The sequence below is a fragment of the Hoeflea sp. CAU 1731 genome (assembly GCF_039888615.1).
Classification (GTDB): Bacteria; Pseudomonadota; Alphaproteobacteria; order Rhizobiales; family Rhizobiaceae; genus Flavimaribacter.
On the sequence record NZ_JBDQQS010000010.1, the window covers coordinates 14,961 to 33,352 of the forward strand.

At 60.6% G+C, this 18,392-nt stretch carries 17 protein-coding genes; 9 read left to right on the plus strand and 8 right to left on the minus strand.

All coding sequences use genetic code 11. From position 1 onward, the window contains the following. Positions 1–25: 25 nt before the first annotated feature. A complete protein-coding gene (locus AAFN47_RS16515) occupies positions 26–1,348 on the plus strand; it encodes an NAD(P)/FAD-dependent oxidoreductase (RefSeq protein ID WP_499810351.1) in 1,323 nt (440 codons plus the stop codon). Next, positions 1,345–2,130, plus strand: a complete 786-nt coding sequence (locus AAFN47_RS16520; protein ID WP_499810352.1) for a DUF1365 domain-containing protein — start codon at positions 1,345–1,347, stop codon at positions 2,128–2,130. Before AAFN47_RS16515 ends, AAFN47_RS16520 begins: the two co-directional genes overlap by 4 nt. Here the strand turns inward: AAFN47_RS16520 and AAFN47_RS16525 are convergent. The 3 genes from AAFN47_RS16525 to AAFN47_RS16535 are packed head-to-tail and all read right to left on the minus strand — an operon-like array spanning position 2,088 to position 4,102. Further along, positions 2,088–2,855, minus strand: a complete 768-nt coding sequence (locus tag AAFN47_RS16525; RefSeq protein ID WP_499810353.1) for an SDR family NAD(P)-dependent oxidoreductase — start codon at positions 2,853–2,855, stop codon at positions 2,088–2,090. The genes AAFN47_RS16520 and AAFN47_RS16525 overlap by 43 nt on opposite strands. A 3-nt stretch (positions 2,856–2,858) precedes the next feature. Beyond that, entirely contained in the window at positions 2,859–3,506 is a 648-nt protein-coding gene (locus tag AAFN47_RS16530) for a ChrR family anti-sigma-E factor (protein ID WP_499810354.1), read from the minus strand. After that, on the minus strand, positions 3,503–4,102 hold the full coding sequence (locus tag AAFN47_RS16535; protein WP_499810355.1) for a sigma-70 family RNA polymerase sigma factor: 600 nt from the start codon (positions 4,100–4,102) through the stop codon (positions 3,503–3,505). The genes AAFN47_RS16530 and AAFN47_RS16535 overlap by 4 nt, the downstream gene beginning before the upstream one ends. 173 nt (positions 4,103–4,275) lie before the next feature. Here AAFN47_RS16535 and AAFN47_RS16540 point away from each other — a divergent pair, with 173 nt between their 5' ends. From AAFN47_RS16540 to AAFN47_RS16560, 5 genes are all read left to right on the plus strand, one after another. Next, positions 4,276–5,046, plus strand: a complete 771-nt coding sequence (locus AAFN47_RS16540) for an SDR family NAD(P)-dependent oxidoreductase (protein ID WP_499810356.1) — start codon at positions 4,276–4,278, stop codon at positions 5,044–5,046. Positions 5,047–5,050: 4 nt separating this feature from the next. Further along, complete coding sequence (locus tag AAFN47_RS16545; RefSeq protein WP_499810357.1) at positions 5,051–5,986, plus strand: 2-dehydro-3-deoxygalactonokinase; 936 nt, start codon at positions 5,051–5,053, stop codon at positions 5,984–5,986. A 1-nt stretch (position 5,987) separates the two neighbouring features. Next, positions 5,988–6,629: a 2-dehydro-3-deoxy-6-phosphogalactonate aldolase gene (locus AAFN47_RS16550; RefSeq protein ID WP_499810358.1), complete on the plus strand. Its 642-nt coding sequence runs from the start codon at positions 5,988–5,990 to the stop codon at positions 6,627–6,629. Further along, positions 6,626–7,510: an SMP-30/gluconolactonase/LRE family protein gene (locus tag AAFN47_RS16555; protein ID WP_499810359.1), complete on the plus strand. Its 885-nt coding sequence runs from the start codon at positions 6,626–6,628 to the stop codon at positions 7,508–7,510. Before AAFN47_RS16550 ends, AAFN47_RS16555 begins: the two co-directional genes overlap by 4 nt. A gap of 90 nt (positions 7,511–7,600) precedes the next feature. Then, on the plus strand, positions 7,601–8,959 hold the full coding sequence (locus AAFN47_RS16560) for a phosphohexomutase domain-containing protein (protein WP_499810360.1): 1,359 nt from the start codon (positions 7,601–7,603) through the stop codon (positions 8,957–8,959). Positions 8,960–9,433: 474 nt separating this feature from the next. Here the strand turns inward: AAFN47_RS16560 and AAFN47_RS16565 are convergent, their stop codons facing one another. From AAFN47_RS16565 to AAFN47_RS16585, 5 genes are all read right to left on the minus strand, one after another. Continuing rightward, complete coding sequence (locus AAFN47_RS16565) at positions 9,434–10,264, minus strand: ABC transporter substrate-binding protein (protein ID WP_499810361.1); 831 nt, start codon at positions 10,262–10,264, stop codon at positions 9,434–9,436. Positions 10,265–10,290: 26 nt separating this feature from the next. Beyond that, positions 10,291–11,046: an ATP-binding cassette domain-containing protein gene (locus AAFN47_RS16570; RefSeq protein WP_499810362.1), complete on the minus strand. Its 756-nt coding sequence runs from the start codon at positions 11,044–11,046 to the stop codon at positions 10,291–10,293. Continuing rightward, positions 11,039–11,746, minus strand: a complete 708-nt coding sequence (locus tag AAFN47_RS16575) for an ABC transporter permease (RefSeq protein WP_499810363.1) — start codon at positions 11,744–11,746, stop codon at positions 11,039–11,041. Before AAFN47_RS16575 ends, AAFN47_RS16570 begins: the two co-directional genes overlap by 8 nt. A 192-nt stretch (positions 11,747–11,938) precedes the next feature. After that, positions 11,939–12,865 (minus strand): patatin-like phospholipase family protein, encoded by a 927-nt coding sequence (locus AAFN47_RS16580; protein WP_499810364.1) that lies wholly within the window; start codon positions 12,863–12,865, stop codon positions 11,939–11,941. Next, the gene (locus tag AAFN47_RS16585; protein WP_499810365.1) at positions 12,862–14,529 is read right to left on the minus strand and encodes an alpha/beta hydrolase; all 1,668 of its coding nucleotides are present in this window, start codon (positions 14,527–14,529) and stop codon (positions 12,862–12,864) included. The genes AAFN47_RS16580 and AAFN47_RS16585 overlap by 4 nt, the downstream gene beginning before the upstream one ends. Positions 14,530–14,765: 236 nt before the next feature. Between AAFN47_RS16585 and AAFN47_RS16590 the strand changes: the two genes are divergently transcribed. Together AAFN47_RS16590 and mutL are read left to right on the plus strand one after the other, a co-directional pair. Next, complete coding sequence (locus AAFN47_RS16590; RefSeq protein WP_499810366.1) at positions 14,766–16,427, plus strand: FAD-dependent oxidoreductase; 1,662 nt, start codon at positions 14,766–14,768, stop codon at positions 16,425–16,427. A gap of 67 nt (positions 16,428–16,494) precedes the next feature. Continuing rightward, positions 16,495–18,360: a DNA mismatch repair endonuclease MutL gene (mutL, locus tag AAFN47_RS16595; protein ID WP_499810367.1), complete on the plus strand. Its 1,866-nt coding sequence runs from the start codon at positions 16,495–16,497 to the stop codon at positions 18,358–18,360. Positions 18,361–18,392 lie beyond the last annotated feature (32 nt).

Genomic DNA, 18,392 nt, shown 5'->3' on the forward strand with positions numbered 1-18,392 from the left:
CCGAAGCACATTTTCGGAGGCCTTCTTGACCAAACTCAACATAGCTGTGATCGGCAGCGGCATTTCGGGACTGTCGGCGGCATGGCTGCTTGCGAAGAAGCACACTGTCACAATTTTCGAAAAGGCGGACTACGTCGGCGGTCACGCAAATACCGTGGATGTGATGACGGGCGACGGTCTGGCGCCCGTCGATACGGGATTCATTGTCTTCAACGATACGAATTACCCGAACCTCAGCGCACTCTTCCGCCATCTCGGCGTCGCCTGTGATGACACAGTGATGGGTTTCTCGCTGACCTGCGACGACGGCCGGTACGAGTACAGCGCATCGGGCGCCAACGGATATTTCGGTCAGCGCAGCAATATCGCTCGAATACGGCATTGGATGCTGTTGAAAGAAATTGCACGGTTTTTTTCGGAAGCCAAGACGAGGATAGGGATCTATCACAGGGATACGCCGCTCGGCGAATTCCTGAAGTGCGAGAACTATACGCAAACCTTTATCGAAGACCACATCCTGCCGATGGGCGCGGCCATCTGGTCATCGACGACTGACGACATGCTCGCCTTTCCGGCGCAAAGTTTCATCCAATTCTACGACAATCACGGAATGCTGCAGTTCAAGAACCGGCCCCTTTGGCGAACGGTCAGGGGCGGTAGCCGCAACTATATCAGACGTATTCTCGAAGACAGCGCTCTTGATGTCCGGCTCGGATCGGACCTGAAGCATATCCGGCGCAAAGGGGATTGCGTGACTCTGGAAACGACGGATGGCGTGGTCCATCTGTTTGATCATGTGGTCATGGCCACGCATCCCGATCAGGCGCTTGGGCTACTCGGCGACGCAGACGCCGCGGAACAGGCTCTTCTGTCGCAGTTCACATATCAGGAGAACATCGCGGTTCTTCATCGCGATCCCTCATGGTTGCCTCGGCGACGCCGGCTCTGGACTAGCTGGAACTATCTGAAATCAGGCGGCAGCGGAGATTTGTGCGTGACCTACTGGATGAACCAGTTACAGCGCCTGCCAACGCGCGAAAATCTGTTCGTTACTCTCAACCCGACTGAACAAATCGATCCCGATCTGGTCCTTCGCAGGTTCAACTACGAACATCCGGTCTTCGACACGGAAGCCCTGCGCGCACAGACAAAAATGGCTTCGATCCAGGGACAACGACGGACATGGTTCTGCGGGAGCTGGCTCGGCTACGGTTTCCACGAAGACGGCATCGCAAGCGGACTGAACGTAGCGGAACAACTCGGTGGCGTCGCCCGGCCCTGGCGCAGGGATCAGGACTACATCCGCAACGCCCCGTCCGAACAGCTTGAATTGCAGGTCGCAGAATGACCCTGAGCGAGGGAATTTTCGTGGGCACGGTGATGCACAAGCGGATGCGTCCCGTGCGGCACGAATTCCGCTATTCGGTATTCTCCCTTCTGATCGATATCGACCGGATGGATGAGATTGCAAAAGGTCTTCGGTTGCTTTCCGTTGATCGCGGGAATCTGTTTTCGGTCTTTCGTCGCGATCACGGCGCCGGCGACGGGCGATTGCGACAGCATCTCGACGGCTTGGCGACGCGGATGATCGGGCCGGAACGCATGCAACGATGGCTGATGCTGACCTATCCGCGGATTCTGGGATATGTATTCAATCCCTTGACTGTCTACTATGGACTGGACGGGGATGGGCGCGTCAGAGGCGTGATCTACGAAGTCAGCAACACTTTTGGCGAACGTCACAGCTACGCGCTTCCGGTTGGAGCGGACGGAGCCGCCATACGTCAGACGGCGGACAAGGCGTTCTACGTGTCGCCGTTCAACCCGGTCGCCGGACGCTACCGCTTCCGCACCCGTGCGCCGGTAGAAACGGCGCAGATGACAATCCTGCTGGAGGATGAGACCGGCCCGATGTTCGCTGCGGCTTTTTCCGGAAAACGACAGCCGCTGACGGACCAGGTTCTTTCAGCCTTGCTTCTGCGCCACTGGTTCATGACGTTCAAGGTGTGGGGAGGCATCCATTACCAAGCCCTGCGCCTTTGGATCAAAGGCTTGAAAATCTATCCAAGTCCCGGAAAAGGTGAGGACTACGCCCGGTCCTTGATCATGCGGCCGACTGCCCGGAAGTAAAGGGCGTTCGGCAGACAGCGCAACAGTCCAAAAACTGTTGCGAAGGGACGCGGAAAGCGGATTTCGAAACGCTCTTTCTGAATACCGCTTATGATGTAGTCGGCCGCCTGCTCCGCGCTTATCAGCTGCGGCATATTGAAGTCATTCTTTTGAGTGAGCTTCGTATCGACAAATCCCGGGTTGACCAAAGTGATGCGGATATTGAAGCGTTTGAGGTCGAGCTTGAGAGTTTCGGCCAGATTGATCAGCGCGGCCTTTGTCGGTCCGTAGTTCACTGTCCTGGGCAAACCGCGGTAGCCCGACAACGACCCCACGATAACGATATGTCCCTTGCCTTGTCGTTTCATGATAGGAACAAGGGCGGCGATCGCATGAATTGCGCCCATATAGTTTACCTCGACGCCCCTTCTAATGGACGTGATGTCGATCTCTCCGGGTTCGAGCGGCTTCCAGGCTCCAGCCGAAAGAACCACAGTATCTATCGCTCCGAACCTGCTCGCGATTTCTTCCGCAGTATTTTCGACTGCCTCTGCATCCGTCACATCGAGTGGGAATGCGGCTATCCCCCGCCACTGCTTTTCCATCTCGATCAATGCATCCGACGAACGGGCGGACACGGCGATATTCTGCGCCACGCCGGCGACCTTCTCCGCAAAGGCCCTGCCGATACCGGAACTTGCGCCAATTACCCAGACATTGCCCGGGTCAATCTGCCGACTCGCCATGGATCAAATACCGATCAACGGCTGCAGGATGCGACTCACCATGCCTTTGAATCGCGTCGGGCGTTCTGTCGCTACCAGACAGATGCAATCGATATCGGAATCGACAACAGGCTGATGTTCGACATGTTCGTCAAGATCGGCGATGTCGCCGGCCGCAAACTGACCGAAAACATCGCTGTAGGAGCCCTCGAGGATAAGGGTCATTTCGGTTCCGCCGTGGCCATGTTCAGGCATCTTTCTGCCAGGCGCAATCTTCAGCATATAAAGCGAAGATGTCGACGAGGCGATGTCTATCCGATGGCGCTGCATGCCCGGAACAATCGTGCGCCATGGCACCTGATCCAGATCGCGGCCAATCAGACGCGACAGCGGCAAAGGCACGTTACCGGCGGTTGGCTCGGGCGTCAGAAGCGGTTTTTCCGGCTCCATATCGAGCATCCGCGACAGTCTGTCAAAAGCGTCGGCTGCGAGCGGCGACGAATCCGCCGCCTCCATGACAGCGCCGCCCATGGCTTCGGCGGCCCGCACGGCTGCGCGACATTCGTCACACATTGCAATATGAGACGCCACGATAATGGCGAAAGCCTCGTCGAAATCGCCGCTGGCGTAACGCATGATCGAGGCGTCATCGAGATGGTGATGAACGGTCATGCCAGATCTTCCAGTTCTTCCCTTAGTTTGCGATAGGCTAGACGCAGTCGCGACTTTACTGTGCCTATAGGCAGATCGAGATCGCGGGCGATCTCGCTGTGCGGCTTGTATTCGGCAAACGCCATTTTAACGACCTGTCTTTGTTCCGAGGGTAGTTTATCCAGTGCGTTACGAACCAAGTCGCCCTGCTGGCTGCCGATCGCTTCCGCCTCGGGACTGTCGTCCTCGCTAGCGACCATCACCGTCTCTACATCGATGTAGGGCTGCGCCGGCAGGCGGCGTAGACGGTCGATGCGGGCGTTGCGGGCGACCGTATAGATCCAGGTGCTGACCGCGCCTTTGTCTGGCCGATACAGCGCAGCCTTGCGCCAAACGGTCAGCATCACGTCCTGCACCAGATCCTCCGCTAGATCGGAGGACGCACCGGATTTCTCCATCATACCCTTAACTCTGGGGCCGAACCTGTCGAACAGAATTTCGAACGACGCCTTGTCCCTGGAGGCAGCGACCTCCATCATAAGAGCCTTCAGATAGTCCTGATCCGCTGTGGGGTCCGGATTCTCGATCGGCATATCCGTTCTCAAGACACTCAACATGGTCCCGACCTGTTTACTGTCGGAACCGATTACGTGGCGAAATTACAATCAGATCACAATTTCGGAAAAAATTATAGACAGGGTCTCCGTCGCGCCGAAATCAGCGATTCAAATCTGGTCCGGTTTGCAATTCCAAGGCTTATGTGGCTCATTGCCAGAGGGAGGGAACCATCATGAAACTGACGGCTCATTTTACGGACATTCAGGGACAATCTGTTTTTATTACGGGCGGCGGTTCTGGCATTGGCGCGGCCCTTACGGAGGGATTTGCAGCCGAGGGCGCGAAGGTCGCTTTCGTGCAGCGTTCAGATGCAACGGATCTCTGCGACCGTCTGGAAGCAACCTACGGAAACCGGCCGTTTTTCCTCCCCTGCGACGTAACCGACGTGGAAGCGTTGAGCGCGGCCATGGAGGAGACGAAAAGCCGCCATGGCGCGATCACCATCCTCATCAACAATGCGGCGTCCGACAACCGCCACGGCCTGGCGGATTATTCCGTCGAAGACTGGAACGCCTCGCTGAACATCAATCTGCGGCCTCATTTTTTCACATGTCAGAAAGCAGCGCCTGACATGCGGGCGGCGGGCGGCGGCTCGATTATAAACTTCTCGTCGATTTCCTACATGATGGGCAATGGCGACTACCCCGCCTATGTCGCAGCGAAGTCGGCAATCACGGGATTAACGAGGGGCCTGGCCCGCGAACTTGGACCCGACAATATCCGCGTGAACGCGCTCATGCCCGGCTGGGTTCTGACGGAACGCCAGCAGCGCCTGTGGGTTACCGAAGAGGGACTTCAGGCGCATATCGACCGGCAGTGCCTGAAGCAGGAAATCATGCCCGAGGACATGGTTGAGCCGACGCTTTTTCTGGCGTCGTCCGCCTCGCGCATGATGACCGGACAGGCGCTCGTCGTCGACGCCGGCGTTGTCGTGACAGGGTAAAGACATGACTCCATTCTACGCGGCCGCAGACTGGGGAACGTCGTCATTCAGGCTCTGGCTGATCTCAACCGAGGGGCAGATTATTGCAGAAAGAAGCAGCAACCAGGGATTGGCCGTCGCTGCGACATCCGGTTTCGCGCAGATTCTTGAAGACCATCTCGACGCTCTTTCTGCGCCGATAGATCTTCCTGTTGTCATTTGCGGCATGGCCGGCGCGCGACAGGGATGGCGCGAAGCGCCTTATCTTTCCGTTCCATCCGCGCTGTCGGATATCTGCGACAACGCCGTCGAAATCGATGGTTCGACGCGCCGGATCTGCATCCTGCCAGGCGTCGCCTCGCATGATCCGGTGACGCCCGATGTCATGCGCGGCGAGGAAACATCGCTCCTCGGCAATCACGCCGATTCCGACACGATTTACCTTGCCTGCCTGCCCGGAACCCACTCCAAATGGGTCCAGATCGACGAGGGCGCGATTGTCGGTTTCTCCACTTTCATGACGGGCGAATTGTTCGGACTGCTCGCAAAACACTCTATCCTGAAACACGCCGTGGACGGTCATTCACAGATACACAGGGAAAGCCGCCACTTCGCCAAAGGCGTAAAGGCCGGGTACTCGAACCCGGAGGAAATCACCAGCCACCTGTTTTCGATCCGGGCGGGGCAATTGCTTCAGGGCCGGACCGGTCAGGATGGTTATGATCGCCTGTCCGGTCTTCTGGTCGGATGCGAAATCGGAGGCGCCCGCGTGCGTTTCGGCCAGACGGAAAATCTCCGCCTTATCGCGTCGGGACATCTGGCGTCCATCTATGACACGGCTTTCGAATTGCTGGATATGCCGGTGACGACGGTGGACGCCCATAAAGCGGTTCGTGACGGTCTCGACATTGCCGCCAGACGCCTCTTCCGGTCCCGTGCAGGCAGCGGCGGAGGCCTGTAGCATGAGCGCCGCGTCCGGCTGGCCACCGCTGCAGCGATCTCTTGTCGCCATTCTGCGCGGGATACGCCCGCACGAAGCCGCCGATATCGTGGGCGCACTCGTCGAAGCCGGTTTCGAAGCCATCGAGATCCCCCTGAACTCGCCTGACCCTTTCGCCTCCATCGAAATCGCCGTGAACACCGCGCCGGACGGCGCCCTCATTGGCGCCGGCACCGTGCTTGTCCCCGAAGAGGTCGACCGTCTGTCGGAGATCGGCGGCAGGCTGGTGGTCAGCCCGAACGCCGACCCCGCCGTCATCAAACGGACGTCAGACCTCGGTCTCGTATCGATGCCAGGAGTCTTTACGGCGACCGAGGCTTTTTCAGCGCTTCGCGCCGGCGCCTCCGGCCTGAAATTCTTTCCCGCCAGCGTGCTCGGCGCGGCCGGCGTCGCAGCGATCAGTGCCGTGCTGCCGCCTGGAACAGAAACAGCCGCAGTAGGCGGCGTTTCGCATAATGATTTCGCATCCTACGCCCAGGCCGGCGTTCGGACCTTCGGTCTTGGGACCAGTCTTTACAAACCCGGCCTGACCGCCGCCGAGGTCGAAACGCGCGCCGTGGAAGCCATTAAGGCCTACGATACAGTTTTCGGGAGACAGAATTGAACCAGACTGTGGCGACCTACAAGGATTTCAGCGAGACAGCGTGCGAGGTCGGCGAGGGGCCGACCTATGACACAGCGACCGGGACTACCTACTGGTTCGACATTCCCGGCAAGACACTGCTGGAGATGTCCGAGAAGGGCGTGGAGACGATCCACACCCTGCCTTTCGCAGCGAGCGTGCTTGCGGTGATCGACGACGAAAGCCAGCTGATCGCGACGGAGAACGGCCTGTTCCGGCGCGTCGTCGCAGACGGCTCGCTGAACCTGATCAAGGAACTCGAGCCCGACAAGCCGGAGAACCGTTCCAACGACGGCCGGGTTCATCCTTCCGGCGCCTTGTGGATCGGCACGATGGGCTGGCAAAGCGCCGATAACGCCGGGGCGATCTATCACTACTGCAAGGGTGAACTCAAAACACTCTTTGGCGGGATCACCGTGCCGAACGCGATCTGCTTCACGCCGGACGGCGCGTCCGGATATTTTACCGACACGCCAACCAAAAAAGTCATGCGCGTCGCCCTCGACCCGGCAACAGGATTGCCGGTCGCCGCCCCGACCGTTTTCCTGGACGAGACCGCGAGCGATCGCGGTTTTGCCGACGGCGCGGTGGTCGACACAGACGGCAATTTCTGGTGCGCGCGCTGGGACGGAGCCTGCGTGCAAGGGTTCGACCCGAGCGGCGTCTGCTTCGAGACGATCGAACTGCCGACGGATCGTGTCACCTGTCCCGCCTTCACAGGCCGCGATCATTCCAGGATGATCGTGACGTCCGCCTATATCGGCCTCGACGACGATCAGATGCGCGCGCAGCCGGACGCAGGCGAAACCTTCCTGCTTGAGGCGCGGTTTCGCGGAAAGGCCGACCCTCGCGTGCTGATCTGAGGGAACCGATGCGCGGGCACGGTTGTTTCACCCCGAGCCCGATGCTATCCAACCAACAGCTGTTTCGCCTAATCAAACCGGACCCCCGCCATGACTTCCGCCTTCAAAGCCTACGACATTCGCGGTGAAATTCCCGCACAGGTCAACGTGCCCTTCACCTATCGTCTGGGCCAGGCCGTCGCCGCCCAGTTTTCGCCCCAGAGCGTTGTCGTCGGACACGACATGCGGATGGACAGCCCGGCGCTCGCCCAGGCGCTGATCCAGGGTTTGCTCGACAGCGGCGTCGATGTGCTTCCGCTTGGCCAGTGCGGCACCGAGGAGGTCTATTTCAACACCGATTTCCACAATGCCGACGCCGGGCTGATGATCACCGCCAGCCACAACCCGATGAACTACAACGGCATCAAGATGGTGCTGAAAGGCGCGCGCGCGGCGACACAGGACAACGCTCTCGGACCTCTCGAAAAGCTTGTCTACTCGGACCAGCAGTTCAAGACTGTTTCCGACTATGCGGATCGCGGCCGGCTCGCCATGCATCTCGACAAGAAAGCCTATGTCGAGCGCCTGCTGACCCAGGTCTCCGGCGTCGACCTCAAGCCGTTGAAGATCGTCTGCCACGCCGGCAATGGATGCGCCGGACCGATCATCGATCTTCTGGAAGACCATCTGCCCTTCACCTTCATCAGGGTGGATCACGAGCCGGACCCGACCCTGCCCAACGGCATCCCCAATCCGCTGCTTCCCGACAAGCGGGAACGGGCGAGCAAGGCGGTTATCGAAAACGGCGCGGATCTCGGCCTTGCCTGGGACGGCGATTTCGACCGCTGCTTCTTCTATGACGAGAAAGGGCGCTTCGTCGAAGGCTACTATCTCGTCGGCCTGATCGCCCAGACGCTTCTCCGCAGCCATCCGGGCGGCATCATTCTTTACGATCCGCGCCTGACGTGGAACACCATCGACGTCGTCAAGGCGGCGGGCGGCGATCCTCGCGTCTGCCGTACAGGACACGCCTTCTTCAAGCAGATGCTTCGCGACGACAATGCGCTCTACGGCGGCGAAATGAGCGCGCATCACTATTTCAACGATTTCAGCTTCTGCGACACAGGAATGCTGCCCTGGCTCGCCATCGTCGCCGAACTGTCCTCCACCGGCGCAACGCTGAGCGAGTTGGTCGACCACCGGATCGCAGCCTTCCCGTGTTCCGGCGAGATTAATTTCACCGTGGACGACGCGAAGGCGGTCCAGAGCCGTATTTCGGATCACTTCGCTCCACTCAATCCCGAAATCGAGGGCGTCGACGGTCTCGGCATGGCCTTCGATGACTGGCGCTTCAATGTGCGCGCGTCGAACACCGAACCGCTGCTGAGACTGAACGTTGAAGCGCGCGGCGACGCAGATCTCGTGGCCGCCAAGGTCAACGAAATCACCAAGCTGATCCAGACGACCTGATTGCCGCTCACACCTGAAAATAACGGCGGCTCTCGATATCGGAGCCGCTGTTTGCATGACGCCATTATCATTTAAGTCTTTGAAATAAAACTATAAAATTTAATTCTGGCTTTGTTTCGGGAATCCGCGAATTTCAAGCCTTCTGTGATCTGCAGAGCTCCAAGGCGGTCCACTGGGTTTGTTTCGGGAATTTGGCTTTTTCATCTTTCTCCCGCTAATCCGATCGCATCTGGCTTTGTTTCGGGAAATTGCGATTCATAGAGTTTCGGGCTTCTGCAGTGCTCCAAATCAATCCTTTGGCTTTGTTTCGGGAATTCTGGTTTTTCGCCCTTCCGCCGCCATTCGACCAGTCGCCCCTGCCCTTTGTTGATCTCATCTTATATCACGGAACACCGACAAACGCAGCAAAATTGTTCATGTTTTGTTCAGCCAATAATCCGACGCGACACGATACTGCGTCGCGTCGCGCTTAGATCAGTTCGTCACGTTGGGCGCGTTCGGGAAGAACAGTTGCTTGCCGTCGAGCCGGTAGGAGGCAATCGCCTTCTGGCCCTCGTCCGACAACATCCAGTCGACGAAGGCCTGGCCAAGGTCGGATTTGGCGCGCGGACATTTCTCTGCATTGACGAGGATCACGCCGTACTGGTTGAACAGCGCCTTGTCGCCCTCCACCAGAATTTCGTGATCGGCCCTATTGCCAAATGCGATCCAGGTCGCCCGGTCGGTCATGGTGTAGCCGTCCATGCCAATGGTCGCGTTGAGCGTGGCGCCCATTCCAGAGCCGGTTTCGCGATACCATTGTCCGCTGCTTTGCGACGGGTCGACACCCGCAGCCTTCCAGAGCGCGACTTCCTTCTTGTTGGTGCCTGAATCATCGCCGCGAGACACGAATATATTTTCGCTGTCAGCGATCTTGTTCAACGCAGCCGACGCGTCCTTCATACCCTTGACGTCAGCCGGATCAGCCGGCGGACCGACGATGATGAAATCGTTGTACATCACGTCCGTGCGTTCAACCCCGTAGCCTTCCGCGACGAATTTTTCTTCCGCCGGCTTTGCGTGCACCAGAAGAACATCGCCGTCGCAATTGCGCGCATTCTTGATGGCCTGCCCTGTTCCAACCGCGACAACCCGGATCTGGACGCCGGATTTGTCCTCGTAGATCGGCAGGATGTAATCGTAGAGGCCGGAATTCTGTGTCGAGGTCGTTGACTGGACAACGACGAAATCGTCAGCCATCGCGCCCCCTGCCGTCATGGCGACCACAGTGGAAACGGCCATGAAGCGTGCAAGATGTCTGTTCATTGAAACTCCCCTTTTCAAAATAAAGTTCAAATCAGCAAGCGTCCTGATATGAACGCCTCGGCTGTTTCGGATTGCGGACGCTGAAAAAAATCGTCGGTTGCAGCGCGTTCGACGATTCGCCCATGATGCATAAGAATGATCTCGTCCGCGACCCTTTTCGCCTGGGCGAGATCGTGGGCGACCATGACGGCGCGCATGCCCTTGACGCTGGCGTCCCGCACCATCGTTTCGATCGCCAGGACAGAAGCCGGATCGAGGCTCGATGTGGGTTCGTCGAGGAACAGCAGATCCGGATGCGTGGCCAAGGCCCGAACCAGAGCAAGACGTTGCCTTTCGCCGCCTGAGAGCACACGGGCCGACGCATGGGCGAAGCGCTCCATGCCTGCCTCGCCAAGCGAGGTTTCGGCGCGCCGGCGCGCCTCGTTGCGACTGTGACCGACAGCGCGCAGGGCGTATTCGACATTCGCCCTGACGGAGCGACGCAGCAGAACCGCATGCTGCAGCACCATGCCGAAACGGCAGTAGCGCGACCGGGAGGGCGGCGTGCCATTCCATCGCACCTTGCCGCGGTCGGGCTGACGCAATCCGGCGAGCAGATTGAGAAGCAGCGACTTGCCTGCGCCATTGGGCCCCACAATGACGGTGGTTCCATGACCTGCGATCTCGAAGCTTTCAACATCGAGCAGCACCCTGCCCTTGCGGCTTACCTTGAGTTCCGTTCCGGTGACGGGAAGAACCGGCATCGCCTGGCGCTGCACGGCCGACAGCAAATCTTCACGCATAGGCGCGCCTGACGGCTGCGGCGCGGGACATGAACACGAGCGCGTTCACGGCGAAGGCGATGGTGACCAGGATGAAGCCCAGGCCGAGCGCCAAAGCGAGGTTTCCCTTGGAGGTTTCAAGCGCGATCGTTGTCGTCATGACCCGCGTGACATGGTTGATGTTTCCGCCAACGATGATCACGGCGCCGACTTCCGCCACCGCCCGGCCAAAACCCGCGAGCAGCGTCGTCAAAAGGCTGTAGCGCCCCTCCCACAGAAGCGTTTTCAATTGCGCCAGATTGCCCAGGCCGTAAAGGACGAGTTGGTCGCGATATTCATCGTGCAGATCTTCGAGTGTCTGACGGGCGAGCGCGGCGACGATGGGCGTGACGAGAATGGTTTGGGCGATGATCATCGCGGTCGGCGTATAAAGCAATTGCAGCGGGCCAAGGACGCCTGCGCTCGACAGCAGCATGTAGACGACGAGACCGACGACGACCGGCGGCAGACCCATCAGCGCGGAAATCGTGATGACAAGCAGTCCCCTGCCCGGGAAGCGCGCGACGGCGAGGAAGGCGCCGACCGGAAAGCCGACGAGTGCAGCCATCGCGACGGCGCTGAGGCTGACCCGCATCGACAGCCACACGACCTCGAGAAGATCGGGGTCGAGCGAAATGACCAGCCTGAACGCCTCCAAAAATGACGCCGCGAAATCCTGCATCCGTGCGTTTGTCTCCTCTCCATTGAAACCGTGTATTGCGCAAACGCCTTGCGCATTCCATCAAAAACGTCCGGCGGGGTGAAACAAAACCACCAATAGTTTGACGCCATTGCGAAGGGCGTTCGCGTTGCGACATTTGTCGCGCATACACGAAAGGAAACGCGCAACGAGCGAAGCCCGATGAGACGCGGCTTAGTTAGCGCCTTGCGCAGCCCCATCCAGAAGATCGCCCAGCCTTTGTTTTGCATCTTCCTTTGCAATCTTCGCGGCAAGCAGGATTTCATCGATACGATGAAAGTCCATGCTGGCGAAGCCGCCGACATCGGGGCGAACAAGCAGGTCGGGCTGGATCCGCTTCAGGCGCTCGTTGACCAGCGAATGCAAGGCGATCTGTGAGGAACCGATCCAGGTGTCCATTGCGCCGGGGGTGGGACCGGTGGCTCGGAAGCCGTTTCCGGTCACGTCGACGGCGATGACAAGTCCCGGCTGGTCGGCAAGGATGTCAAACGGGGTGGGATTGACGAACCCCCCGTCTATAAGCACGCGATCCCGCCACCGAACAGGCGAAAGAAGCACCGGAAGCGCTGCGGACGCGCCGATCGCCTTTTTCAACGGCCCGTCCTCGATCACGAACTCCTCCTCGCGATAGAAGTCTGCTGTCACGATTCGCATCGGCGTGCGCAGGCCCGTGAATTCGTCAGGAACGGCGTCAGGCAGTATGGCGGACATCAGCACTTCCGGATCAAGCGCGGCCGAGTTCCCCATGGCGAAAACCGATGCCCAGCTGCCGGGATTACCGGGAAACAGACGGCGCAACGTGTTCAGCCGGCTTGAGAGAAGATCGATAGCAAAGGCCCTGATCTCCAGCCCGGACATGCCGCTGGCATACATGGCTCCAATGATCGCGCCCATTGACGTGCCGGCGATCATTGAAGGTTGGACGCCAAGATCATCCAGCGCTTCCAGAACCGGAATATGGGCAAGTCCGCGCGCTGCGCCGCCGCCGAGAGCGATGGCGCATCCCGAGCCCGCAGATGCGCGCGCAGCGCCGGACGCGCCCGCGACAAGCGACAGCGAAGCTGCTTTCAGAATATCGCGACGCCCGAAAGAAAAGGTCATTCGGCCATAGCCTCCCCGTTGGAGCAGCCGTTCTGGAAACCATTGTTGCAATGCGCTTTCAGTCGCTCGGTATCGGCCGCCGTCCAGTCTTCCGGCGCAGTCACCTCGACCCAGGGATCGATATAGTCATGCGCATAGTAGGCGTGACCGTAGCCCGCGGGGGCGGCGGTGGACAGCGCCATGTCGAGGGCCAGTTGAAACTGCGTGACGACAGGCATGAAACGCAGATAAGGCGAAACGCCCCTGCCCGGCGGCTCGCGCATCCAGACCGGCGGCCGAAAGGCGGACAAAGAATCGAAGAACACGATCGGGTCGCTCGGATATTGCAGGAAAACCATGCGCATGTCGCCCCAGTCGGCGTAAGCGGCGTCGTCCTCTCCCGGCGCACTGTAGCGGATCAGCGATCCGTCGCCGATTTTCGGCAGGACCCACGGCGTGCCTTCATTGCGCGCGTGCTGCACCTTGTTCCAGAATTCCGACGGGAATGGCGGACCGGCCCAGAACGCGCCGTCAATCGGATCATTGACCAACTGGAAAAGCGTCGTCGCGTACATTGACGACCATGCGCCCAGACTCAAGCCGTGGATGTAAAGCCGCGGCCGCCGATCGGCCGGCAGCGTGGTCCAGTAATCATATATGGTTGAAATCGTCGCCGAGGCCTGATCAAGGCCGGTTCTGGTTTCGAACAACAGCGCGAAAGGCGACTGCAGATAGGAATATTGCACCGCGACCGTCGCGATGTCGCCGTTGTGCATATATTCCAGTGGATCGTGCGATCCCGGATCCATCCAGCCGGTTCCGGTCGGGCTGACCAGCACCAGAACCTTGCGGTCGAAAGCGCCGAGCCGGATCAGCTCGGCGAGCGCAAGGTCAGCGCGCTCCTGCGGCGTATCAGCGTTGGCGCGGCCGACATAGACGCGCACGGGATCGAGCGCCGGCTTTCCGGTAAACGCAGAGATCGCCGCGGCGTCCGGGCCGCCGGTTACGAAATCGCGTCCGGGCTGACCCATTTCCTCCCACCCGACCAGGGATTCGGCGCTGCCGGGAATGCGGGCGAGCGTGGGCGCGGGCGGCGCCCTTTCGAACAGGTTCTGACCGGCCTCATAGGCCTCGTCCATGGCCGAAATGGCGGTGTCGAGCAGCCCGTCGCGCGTGACGACGAACAGCACCAGAAACACGATGACCAGACCCAGCACATTGGCTCTTCGCGGCGGCATGACGCGGTGAAGGCGCGTGCGGACGAAACGGGAGAAAAATGCAATCAGCGCGCCGACGCCGAACAGAACAAGGAACACGACCAGGGCGATCAGCAGCATCTGGATCAGGTGCGCGTCGTCCACAGGCTCCATTCCCATGCGGGCGCGTATATCGTTCTGCCACAAAAGCGCGTAGCGCAGCGACAGCGCCAGGATGACAAGAACGCCGACAGCGGCGACCGCCTTCACGATATACAGGAGACGACCGCGCAACACCGGCATGTCCGCCGCCGTCCAGAGCAGTTCGACAATCCGCCAGGCGAGGTATCCGAGCGCCATGACGATGCCGCCGAGAGCGCCTTGCAGAACCGGATCACGCGGAATCAGCGACGGCGTCAGGGAGGCGGCGAGAAACAGGAGCCCGAGCAGGACGCCGAAAGACGAGAACGGCGATAAAATGCGTTTCATGACGATTGATCCCCCGCGTAAAAGCCGACGCCGACAATAACGGCGAAGAGTTTAACGACGGGTGTGCATGTTTCGAAAGTCTTTACGGAAATTTTTTTGAACCGGAAGAACGACGCCGCTTTCAAAACGTCGGAGGTCTTGCAGTTTGGCTGCTTGCAGGATGCAAGGGGCCAACACGTTTTTCACAGTTGCCAAGCGGCCCGGTATTCTCCAAGACCCTGTAGCGGAGGGTGCGCATGGATTGTGATGTGGGAATTGTCGGCGGCGGGCCGTTTGGCCTGATGCTCGCCAACGAGCTTGGGCGGCGCGGCGTCTCTGCGATACTGTTCGACGAGAAACCCTCGACGGCGTTCAATCCGCAGGCCAACGCGACCCAGGCGCGGACAATGGAGCACTATCGGCGGCTGGGATTCGCGGACGAGATAAGAGCGCTCGGCATGCCGGAGGATTTTCCGACTGACATCGCCTATTTCATCCGCTATGCGACCCATGAACTGGCCCGTTTCAGGCTGCCCTCGGCGCGCGAGGCAAAGAGCCGCATCGCCTCGCTTGGCGGGTCATGGAGCGCGGCGGAGATGCCGCACCGCGTCTCGCAGAAGTTCGTCGAACAGGTGCTTCGAGACCACGCGGAAAAGCTCGACGGCGTCTCAGTCCATTACGGCTGGAAGGTCGTCGGTTTTAAAGACAGCGCACACGGCGTCGCCGTCGAGGCCGAGGAAGTAGAGACGGGATCGCGCCGCACGATACGGTGCCGGTATATGGCGGCCGGCGACGGCGCCCGCAGCTTCGTTCGCCGCCAGTTGGGATATCGCATGGGGGGCGAAACCGGCGTCGTGCGCGATTTCTTTGGCGGACGAATGTTCGCGCTTTATCTGCGCTGCCCGGAATTCTACGAAGCCTCGCCGTTTGCGCCTGCCTGGATGAATGTGACGTTCAACGCGCAAAGGCGCGCCTTTATGGCGGCGGTCGACGGGCGCGGCGAATTCGCCTTCCATACGCAGCTTCGCGATGGCGAGGACGCGGACAGGATGAGCGACGACGAGGCGCTTGACGTGTTCCGCTCGGCGGTCGGTCGTGCGGTCAATGCGGAAATCCTGTCGCGCGGAACCTGGACGGCCGGCCACGCGCTGGTTGCAGAGCGGTTCGCCGCAGGCCGGGTCTTTCTCGGCGGCGACGCCGTGCATCTGTTCACGCCGGCCGGCGGGCTTGGCTACAACACGGCGATCGACGATGCGGTCAATCTCGGCTGGAAACTCGCCGCCGTGGTGAAAGAAATTTCGCCGCCTGCGATGCTCGACAGCTACGAAATCGAGCGGCGACCGGTCGCGATCCGCAACACCGGCTTCGCCCGCCGCTTTGCCGAATCGCTGGGCAACTACACGCCGCAACCGGGGCTGGAGGACGACACCGACGAGGGCGCCCGGCTGCGCGAAGCCGCGGGCGCCTATCTCGAGGCGCATGGCCGGGCGGAATTCAACATCCCGGGCGTCACCTTTGGCGCGCGCTATGACGGCTCGTCGATCATTCTCGGTGAAGACCGCGAACCGGTCGAGGACAGGCCGGACCACTATGCGCCGACCGCATCACCGGGCGGGCGGGCGCCGCATTTCTGGTTCGACGAAACCACGTCGCTTTATGATCTGTTCGGCTTTGAGTGGACGTTGCTGCGCCTCGGCGGGACCTCGCCGGAAGCGGCGAGCATGATCGCCGAGGCGGAGCGTCGCGGCATGCCGCTCAAGGTTCTGGACATAGACGATCCCGAGGTCGCCGCCCTTTATGAGGCGCCGCTTGTTCTTGTACGGCCCGATCAGATCGTGGCCTGGCGGGGAGCGGACGACAGCACGACGCGGTATGTTCTCGACACGGTGTTGGGAGAGCGCTCGTCCGCCTCTGCGTGACGCGTTTACCCCTTAACAACATCACGCTCCGGCTTTCCTTGCGCCCGCGAATCTCCGATGATGCGCCATGGCCGTCAAACTTCTTTCAGAGACGCTGATAAACCAGATCGCCGCCGGTGAAGTGATCGAGCGGCCGGCGAGCGTCGTCAAGGAACTGGTCGAGAACGCGATCGACGCCGGGGCGCGGCGCATCGAGGTCGCAACGGCCGCAGGCGGCAAGTCGCTGATCCGGGTGACGGACAATGGCTGCGGCATGGGGCCGGACGATCTGGGGCTTGCCGTGCAGCGCCACTGCACGTCGAAGATCGACGGAGACCTGGACCATATCTCGACGCTCGGCTTTCGCGGCGAGGCGCTGCCGTCGATTGGCTCGGTCGCCAAGCTGCGTATCCAGAGCCGGCCCGACGACGCCGACACCGGTTTCGAAGTCCGGGTTGAAGGCGGCCGGATGACCGAACCCAGGCCCTCGCCCGGCAACAAGGGCACGATCGTCGAGGTTCGGGACCTGTTTTTCGCGACGCCCGCGCGTCTGAAATTCATGAAGAGCGAGCGCGCCGAGACAGGCGCGATCACCGAGGTCGTGCGCCGCATGGCGATCGCCTTTCCGCAAGTGCGCTTCGCGCTTTCAGGACCCGACCGGACCAGCCTCGAATTCCCGGCGACCGAGGCTGACCGCCTCGCGCGCATCGCCCAGATTCTCGGCCGGGACTTCAAAGACAACGCCATCGCGCTCGACGCCGTGCGGGAAGACGTCCGGCTTACGGGCTTTGCCTGCGTGCCGACATTCAATCGGGGCAATTCGCTGCATCAGTATATGTTCGTGAACGGGCGGCCGGTGCAGGACAAGTTGCTGATTTCGGCGATCCGCGGAGCCTATGCCGACACGGTCCCGCGCGGGCGCTATCCGGTGGCGACCCTCTTCATCGAGCTCGATCCGGCGCTGGTGGACGTCAATGTCCATCCGGCGAAGGCCGATGTCCGGTTCCGCGATCCGGGGCTGGTGCGCGGTCTCATCGTCGGCGCGATTCGGGAGGCCCTGACGCGCGAAGGCGGCCGCGCCTCGACGCTCGGCGCCGAGGGGATGATGCAGGCCTTTCGACCGGGTTTCGGACGGCAATCCGCTGCGCCGCAGGGCCGTCCTGCGGGCTTTGGCAATCCGGCAGCCTTCGGTGGCGGGCAACGCCCGCAGAATTACACCATGGATCAATCGCCCTTTCGTCCCCTTGAGACGGCGGCGGTTACAGGTTTTGCCGAGGAGCGACAGGCCGTCTTCGGCGCCATCGATAGCCCAAGCGCGCGTGGCGAGAGGCCGCCGGTTTACGACCATGCGACGCCCGCGGACGATGCGACGCACCATCCTCTGGGCGCGGCGCGGGCGCAGCTGCATGAAAACTACATCGTCGCCCAGACCCGCAACGGCCTCGCCGTGATCGACCAGCACGCGGCGCATGAACGCCTCGTTTACGAGGCGCTGAAGCAATCGCTCCACGCGAACCGGACGCCGTCGCAGGTCTTGCTCATTCCGGAGATTGTCGACCTTGCCGAGGAGGACTGCGACCGTTTCATGGCCCATGCCGACGCCTTTGCGGAGCTTGGACTTGCGGTCGAGCGTTTCGGCCCCGGTGCGCTGGCCGTGCGCGAGACGCCGGCGATCCTTGGCGAGATCGACGCCGCCGGTCTCGTGCGCCAGCTTGCCGACGACATCGCCGAATGGGAAGATGCGAGCGGCCTGAAATCGCGCATCGACCATGTCGCGGCAACGATGGCGTGCCATGGTTCGGTGCGCTCGGGCAGACGCCTCACGATCGAGGAAATGAATACGCTGTTGCGCCAAATGGAAGCGACGCCGGGCTCCGGCCAATGCAATCACGGCCGCCCGACCTATATTGAACTTAAACTATCTGATATTGAGAAGTTGTTCGGTCGGCGATAGGAGATCCGGCCAAGCCAAGAAGATACGACGAG